At 56.3% G+C, this 7,813-nt stretch carries 4 protein-coding genes; 1 reads left to right on the top strand and 3 read right to left on the bottom strand.

The features are described from left to right. The first annotated feature begins 402 nt into the window (after positions 1 to 402). A complete protein-coding gene (gene aat / locus RMSM_RS06740) occupies positions 403 to 1,062 on the top strand; it encodes a leucyl/phenylalanyl-tRNA--protein transferase (RefSeq protein ID WP_008693345.1) in 660 nt (219 codons plus the stop codon). A 101-nt stretch (positions 1,063 to 1,163) separates the two neighbouring features. Here aat and RMSM_RS06735 read toward each other — a convergent pair whose 3' ends face one another. The 3 genes from RMSM_RS06735 to RMSM_RS06720 all read right to left on the bottom strand — a co-directional run bounded on the left by RMSM_RS06735 (position 1,164) and on the right by RMSM_RS06720 (position 7,605). Continuing rightward, positions 1,164 to 2,558 (bottom strand): DUF1501 domain-containing protein, encoded by a 1,395-nt coding sequence (locus tag RMSM_RS06735; RefSeq protein WP_008693343.1) that lies wholly within the window; start codon positions 2,556 to 2,558, stop codon positions 1,164 to 1,166. A gap of 34 nt (positions 2,559 to 2,592) precedes the next feature. Then, positions 2,593 to 5,697: a PSD1 and planctomycete cytochrome C domain-containing protein gene (locus tag RMSM_RS06730; RefSeq protein WP_008693341.1), complete on the bottom strand. Its 3,105-nt coding sequence runs from the start codon at positions 5,695 to 5,697 to the stop codon at positions 2,593 to 2,595. A 696-nt stretch (positions 5,698 to 6,393) separates the two neighbouring features. Continuing rightward, a complete protein-coding gene (locus RMSM_RS06720) occupies positions 6,394 to 7,605 on the bottom strand; it encodes an outer membrane protein assembly factor BamB family protein (protein ID WP_008693339.1) in 1,212 nt (403 codons plus the stop codon). Between the last annotated feature and the right edge of the window lie 208 nt (positions 7,606 to 7,813).

Genomic DNA, 7,813 nt, shown 5'->3' with positions numbered 1-7,813 from the left:
CGAGGCAACGAACTTTGATTTCCGGATTCATTTGGAACGAATGCGACGTACGGCTGGCTTGAAGATGTTTCACTGGATCAACGTCAGCGATCGTCTCGTGCGACTGGAGTCGGCCGGAAGAAAAGGTTAGAAAATAAAAGGGTTAAAAAATGGAAGGCCAGCGTAGGCTAGATTTATAAATGGTCTGTCTGTTTTTCTTATCTTCTAACCCTCCATTTTTTAACCTTCTCTTCGTACCTCATCCGTAACTTTGCGTGGCAACGAAACCACTTGCGTGAATAGTGCGGAAATACAATCGGTTAAAAGAGGGAACGATTTGAGATTGGGGACCGATGCGGCTGTGGTGGAGGCGTTTGGATTGGCCGGTTGATTCCGGAGTCCTTGCCGAGATAGCATGGGCAGATGGAAATTGCTGCCCTTCGAAATGATGACCCGACTTGGTTTCCTCCTCTGGATGCTGCGATATCTGCGGATGGAGTCGATGGGCTGCTGGCGGTTGGCGGCGATCTGAGTAGCTCGCGGTTGCTCGCGGCGTATCGCAACGCCATATTTCCTTGGTATGACGAGTCGGGGCCGATCCTGTGGTGGTCGCCTGATCCTCGCGCGGTCATCTTTGCCGACGCGATTCACGTCTCTAAAAGTATGACACGGCTGATCCGCCGGCAAACGTTCCGAGTGACCTGGAATCAGGCGTTCGATCAAGTCGTTCGCCAATGTGCGATGCCTCGCGGTGGCAATCCCGGCACTTGGATCTTGCCGGAAATGATCGAAGCGTATCAGCAATTGCATCGCGACGGGGACGCCCAGTCATGCGAGGTTTGGAGCGGCGAAAAACTGGTAGGCGGCATTTACGGTGTCACGATTGGCAACGTGTTCTGCGGTGAATCGATGTTCCATCGTGAACCTAATGCATCCAAGATGGCGCTGATCTCCGTTGCGCAATGTGACCGCTTTGACGTGATCGATTGCCAATTTTCCAGTCGGCATCTGTTGTCGATGGGGGCTGAGATGATTTCTCGCGATGCGTTCGTCCGTTTAGTTAGGTCAGCGGTGAGCAAATAAGACGAGATCGAGATTCCGCGGCTCATACCGAGAGCGTCAGTGGGGTAGGTATCGAGTCGGTCATAACGCTCCGGGCTTGCTAGAAGCCTATCTAAGATTGCTTACGCAAGTATTTCCTGAGGGACATTGCCGTGCACGTCGGTCAAGCGGAAATCGCGGCCAGCGTAGCGGTAGGTCAGTCGTTCATGATCGATGCCCAACAGATGCAGGATCGTGGCGTGCAGATCATGCGTGTGGACCGCTCCTTCGGCCGTCATGATGCCGTGCTCGTCGGACGCCCCATGCACAAAGCCAGCCTTCACTCCGCCTCCGGCCATCCAAGACGAAAAACAATGGTTGTGATGTTCGCGGCCAGCATGGTCTGCAGTTTGGTGGAACGGTGTGCGTCCAAACTCGGTGGTCCATACCACTAACGTGCGCTCCAGCATGCCACGCTGTTTTAGATCGGTGAGCAAGCCGGCAATCGGTTGGTCGATCGCCTTGGCCAACCGCTGGTGGTCCCCCATGTTCCCATGCGAATCCCAATTCGAACTTGAACCGACATCGATCAGTTCCAGGAAACGGACACCACGTTCGGCCAATCGACGCGCAACAAGGCATTGCCATCCAAACCCACTCGTCGCACCACGCTGTAAACCATACATTTTCAATGTGGTTTCGGTTTCACCAGAAAGGTCGAATGCTTCGGGGGCTTCACGCTGCATACCAAAGGCGGTTTCAAACGAGCGGATACGCGCGTCCAGAGCTTGGTCGGCATCGCGTTGAGCCAAGTGGGCACGATTAAGTTTATCCAGCATTGCGAGCTCCATTTGTTGCAGCTCGTTGGGGACTTTGGCATGAATGTTCGGTAGCGGTTGATCACCTGGGATGACGTGAGTTCCTTGGTGACAAGCCGGCAAAAAATCGCTGCCCCACGTTTGTGCGCCCGCGTAGGGAGCGGCCGGGGCGAGCACCATGAACGATGGCAAATTCTGGTTCTCGGTCCCCAGTCCATAGCTGACCCACGCGCCGGCGCTTGGTCTGGCGAACTGGGCCGATCCGGTATGAGCCGCCAGCGTCGCTTTGTCGTGACCATCGCTGTCGCAGTGCATGGCGTTGAGCACGCACACGTCATCGATCACCGATCCTAAGTGTGGGAACAAATCGCTGACCCAAGTGCCGCTCTGCCCGTACTGTTTAAAACCCCAACGCGGTTTGATCAGGAATCGTTCAAATTTGCCTGGTTTGTTCAGCCAACGTGATGCGGTGATTGATTTGCCATGGTCGGCGGTGAGCCGAGGTTTGTGATCCAGGGTGTCGACATGCGAGACGCCTCCCGTCGAAAAAATGAAGATCACCCGATCTGCGGTAGCCGGAAAATGTCCTGGTTTGGCAACCAGCGGGTCGGCGGAGGCGGCCTGAATCTCGTTCCACATCCCCGCCAACGCCAACGCACCGAAGCCTCCGGAAGCGCGATGCAGGAATTCGCGACGATTTGTTTGCAAGGATCGGTTCATGGTTGATCTTGAAAATAAGGGATGCCTCGAGACGTTAGTCGACATACAAGAACTCGTTGCTTGAAAACAACACTCGTGCAAACGCGGCCCAAGCAGCGTGCGAAGTTGCTTGAGGCTGTTCTTCTGTGGCCGACAGCTTGCTGTGGTAAGTAGCCAGAAACGACAAGGTTTGACGGAGTTCGTCTTCGCTCGCACTGCGTCCCAGCACACTCTGGTAAGCGAACCGAACTCGCGAACGATTGTCATCGGAACTGGCCAGTATCCGATTTGCAAAGGCTTCGGATTGTCGATGGACAAACGGTGAGTTCATCAGAAACAGCGACTGTGTCGGAGTTGTCGTCGGCAGCCGTTTTGCCACGCTCGTATTCGGGTCGGCCGCGTCAAACATCGCCAAGAAAGGGTGGCGGCGGTTTCGCTGGACCATCAGATAAATGCTGCGGTGATCGGACTCGTAGACCGCGTGAAACGGTCGGTGAATGGTAAAGGCCCACGTCTCGACTGCGGGGAAGGGATGCGATGGTGGGACCGTGCGATCGAGTTGGCCGCTGATCGCAAGCATCGCGTCGCGAATCGATTCCGCGTCGAGAGGTCGTCGCGCGTAGCGCCACAGCCAACGGTTGTTCGGGTCGGCCGTCAAGTTTTCAGTGTGATCCTCACTGCCCAGCATGTAGGTTCGCGAATTCATGATCCGGCGATGGAGCGATTTGACCGACCACCCCGATTCGATGAACTCGGATGTCAGCCAATCGAGTAATTCAGGGTGGCTTGGACGCTCTCCCCTGGCCCCAAAATCGCTTGGCGTTGCGACCAAGCCTTGGCCAAAATGCCATTGCCAAACTCGGTTGACAAAGACGCGAGCGGTCAATGGGTTTGATGGGCTAGTTAACCACTCGGCTAGCTCGAGCCGGCCGCTGCCGCTGGTCTCCGGCGGCAACGTGTCACCCCCGAGAACTTCCAGGAATCGGCGTGGGACTTCATCCCCTAATCGATCGGGTTCACCGCGTCGCTGCAGTTTCGCGTTCGTCGGAGTGCCTTCGCTGACCCCGTAGGCCACTGGATACGCCGGTGTGGCGAGTACCTTGTCACGTTGTTTCGTGACGGCTTCGAGTTGGGAATCCAGTTCTACGATGCGTGCTTGCCAGCCGGGCTGAGGATCGGGAACAACCACAGCCTCGCTGCCGGGATTCCGGAAAGCGGTTTCTTGCAGCCCGATGTTGTCGATGTCGCGTGTTGGTGCGGGGCCGCTGACATGGCCGATCCCATCACAGATAAACGTGTCAACGATTCCATCCCACTTTTCGCTGAGCGGTTTGTTTGCAAATTCGCTGACGTCGTCGATCGTACCCACGATGCCCGAGTAGTTTTTCTGAGCGTGATCGAGCGTCACCTGCAACGTGTACCATGTTCCTGGTTCGAGCGTACGAATGACTTCCCAATCGCCGCCGCTGCGAATCGCAAATTCGGTCGCGGTCACACTGCACTCAACAGCCAACGATTGGATCACTCCGCGACCGAGATAAAAACGGTAGGCACCTTGTTGAGTGGATGTGGCAGCGGTGCGAAAGTCGACGGAAAAATGAATCTGTTTCTCAGCTTTGGCGTGCAATGCGTGTTCAAAAACGTAGCGGATCCCATCGTGCGGTTTGCTGGTGCCGACCCGGACGCCACGCGTTCCCGCAGGGTGAATGTGAGTAAACGGGCTCTGCGATTCCACATGAACCACGTTGGGGCCTGAGGACAACCAGGGAGCGGTCGGTGGTTTGCCCACCGGTTGCGTCTCGAGGCCAAGGTCCACTCCGCCGGCATGTGATGTACCATCGATCGCCGACCGTTCTCGCTTTATATCTGCAATTAAGGTATTCAGACGAGCGAGTTCGTCTGCTTTGGCTTGATCAAGCCGAGCGGCCTCCGCAGGAGGCACCAAGGGAGGAAAGTGAGCGGGGCGTTTGTGGACTTCTCCTCCTGGGAATGCCCATCGAGTGCTTTCCAAAATGCCGTACAGTGCGTAGTAATCCTCGGCCGACACGGGATCGAATTTGTGGTCGTGGCAGCGGGCACATCCGAGCGACAACCCCAGGATCGAGCGGCCCACCGAATCGATCACGTCGGCAAAGTCAAGGTATTGATAATCTGGCTTGGGGGCATACCCGTAACGCTTTCCGATCGCGAGAAATCCGGTCGCGGTCACGCGTTCGGCATAGCGTTCCGCAGGGCCGGTCGCCGCCAAAATGTCGCCCGCGATTTGATCGCGAATGAACTCGTCAAACGGTTGGTCTCGGTTCAACGCATTGACGACCCAGTCGCGATATTGGGCTGCTTCGCGAACCGGATAGTCGGCGCCATCACCGGCGGTGTCTGCGTAACGCGCGACGTCCAACCAGTGGCGTCCCCAACGTTCACCATACGCGGGTGATTGCAACAGTCGGTCCACCAGCGAGGCGAACGCGTCTGGCGAAGTGTCGCTCAGGAATTCTTGGATCTCAGGTGGCGTCGGTGGTAATCCGGTTAAGTCGAATGTCGCACGGCGGATCAAGGTTCGTTTGTCTGCGTTGCCGACGGGGGCTAATTCTTGTTTTTTAAGTTCGGCTCGAACAAAGGCATCGACCGGATTGACCGCCCAGCGTGCGTCCGAGACGTCGGGGCAAGGAGGCTTGGACACCGGTTGGAACGACCAGAAGTGTTTTGCTGCTGCGAGATCCATCGCCTCGGATTCTGACCCGCCACCGACGTCCTGCACTCGCGGATCGACCGCTCCTTGGTCGACCCACGTGACAAGGTCAGCGATCTGAGCCGCAGTGAGTTTGTTTTCGTCGGGCGGCATCGGCACCGCATCATTTGAATCGTTCACCGCGTGGATTAGCAAACTGTTCTCGGGATCTCCGGGCACGATCACGGGGCCGCTGTCGCCGCCGCGAAGCCAACCGTCGCGTGAATCAAGCCGCAGTCCCGATTCTTGTTTCTTGGGGCCATGGCACTCGATGCAGTGAGTGATCAGTAGCGGGCGGATCCGGGATTCAAAAAACTCGTCTGCATAACACGAGTTGGGCTCCGACACGCAAAGCAACGCCAACCCGATCATCCCGCTTGCAAACGGAGTAAATGGCAGGTTACTTCGGCGGTGTCGATGGATTGATTGCATTTCTATCCACTTGCTTCGTAACGGTTTGGCGGGATATTGGTGCCGCGATGACAGGCAGGGGGCTGGTCGCACCGAGGGGGGAGTCATGCCGCGTCGGCGGCAAGTCGATAGGCCGAACCGAGAACGCAACTTGCTGCGAACCACAGTCATCCGTGATTCGGCTCGACTCTATACACTGCGTTCATTGTATCGCATTGGAACCGGTGGATGTTTATCGAACACTTTTCGGGGCCTTTTTCTCGCTCGGCAGGCGAAAGTCTGCAATCCATCGGGATTTCGCCTGCGGATCGTCCAACACCTCCATCTTACTCGTACTCGTACTCGTACTCGTACTCAGTGAAGCGGTGCTCGTACTCAAATGGTTGAAAGCAGCCGATGGCAGGTTTCGATCGACCTGTAAAGTTGCAGCAAACCGATTCCCGCAGCAACGCGAGTACGAGAACGAGAACAAGTACGAGAACAAGTACGAGAACAAGTACGAGAACAAGTACGAGAACGTGTACGAGAACGTGTACGAGAACGTGTACGTGCATGAGAACGAGTACCGCCGCCGCTGCGCGTCTGAGTACGAGCACGATCGCTTCAATGCCAATACCAGAGGTTCAGACGCGAGACTTTCGGTCCACGGCCAATCCTCCCCGAAACTCAACCAGCTTATCCGATTCACAACGGATAACGCTGTTTCTGAATCGTGTGTTAGGGCAGTTTCACGGAGACGAGTCGGCCTTGGGCGTTGCGGGCGTAGACGTGACCGTCAAGCAGAACCGGAACGGTCCAGCAGCGGCCATCGAGGATCGCTGCTCGGGCGAGTTCTTTGTATTCGCTGCCCGTCGCCTCGGCGATCACGAGTTGCCCATCGTCGCTGAGTAGCACCAATTTGCCATCGGCAATCATCAGCGAACCGCAGCCAAGACCCCGTTGTTGCCAGAGCACTTCGCCAGTTTCGTGATCCATGCAAACCAGTTGTACGACACGGCCGAGATTCGAGTTGCCATCGAATCCGTACAAGTTGCCTTGATACAAAATGCTGTTGTTAAAGTGGTTTCGCATCTCGCGGTTGTCGTAGATCAATTCCAACTTGCCCTTGGTCAAGCGAAACTTGCCGCAGCCGACGCCATAGCCTGTTGAGATATAAAGCGTGCCGTCCTTGAAAATCGGGGTTGTCGAATTCGTGCGAAACGGCGAGGGCCATGGGAATGCATCGATTTGTTTGCCGTTGCTGGCGTCGAGAATCCTCAAGCCATCCGAATCCAGCGTAGCAAGCATCGTTTTGCCGTCTTGTTGGAAGACCTCGGCCGCTCCGTAACCCGGCGTGTGTTTGGGCGTCTTCCAGAGCAGTTCACCGTTGGTTTTGTCGTACGATGCGATGCGTCCACCTTGCACGATCAGTTGGCGGTCCACAATCGTCGGTGAGCTGTTGAAGCCCCATTCGGGCAGTTCGACTTCGAAATCTGTTTGCAGTTCCCGTTGCCAAAGGACGCTGCCGTCGTTCGTATCGAGACAGATCAGCTGGCCCTCTTTACCGAGCGTGTAGATGCGGTCTCCATCAAGTGTGGGTGTTGCTCCGGGGCCGCCTTCGTACAGGTTGTCGACCAATGCGGACGGATAGCTATGTTCCCATATCGTTTCGCCGTTTTCTTGGTTCAAACAGTAAACGGTTTCCTCGCCATCGTTGTGCCCCATCGTGAACAGCCAACCGTCGGCGATCGACACACTACTAAAACCGATACCGATCTCACGTGCCCAGGCAATCGGGAGTCCCGATTCCGGCCAATCGACCGACCAACCGGATTCCGCGGAGACGCCGTCACGGCCATCGCCCAGCCACTGAGTCCAAGACGGTTCGGCGGCGGTGGAATGAAATGCGAAACAGCACAGGAAAGTCCAGGAAACGGTGGTGCGAATCATTGTTGCTCGGTACCGATAGGAGAGAGGCGTAAAAGGGGTAGGGCAGGGGTGACAACTCAAACGCGATGCCGTGATTCTATCAAGATTCGCGGTTGAACGAGAATTCGTCGCTCCCGCCGGGAGAAATTTGTATCGCCACAGCCACGAAGTGGCGACATGTTGTAGCCATGGGCGTCAGCCCATGGAAACGGAATCCGCGCTGTGCCGA

It is taken from the genome of Rhodopirellula maiorica SM1 (assembly GCF_000346295.1).
Classification (GTDB): Bacteria; Planctomycetota; Planctomycetia; order Pirellulales; family Pirellulaceae; genus Novipirellula; species Novipirellula maiorica.
The sequence above is the reverse complement of the archived record's forward strand: the minus strand, read 5'-3'. Positions and strand labels throughout refer to the sequence as shown.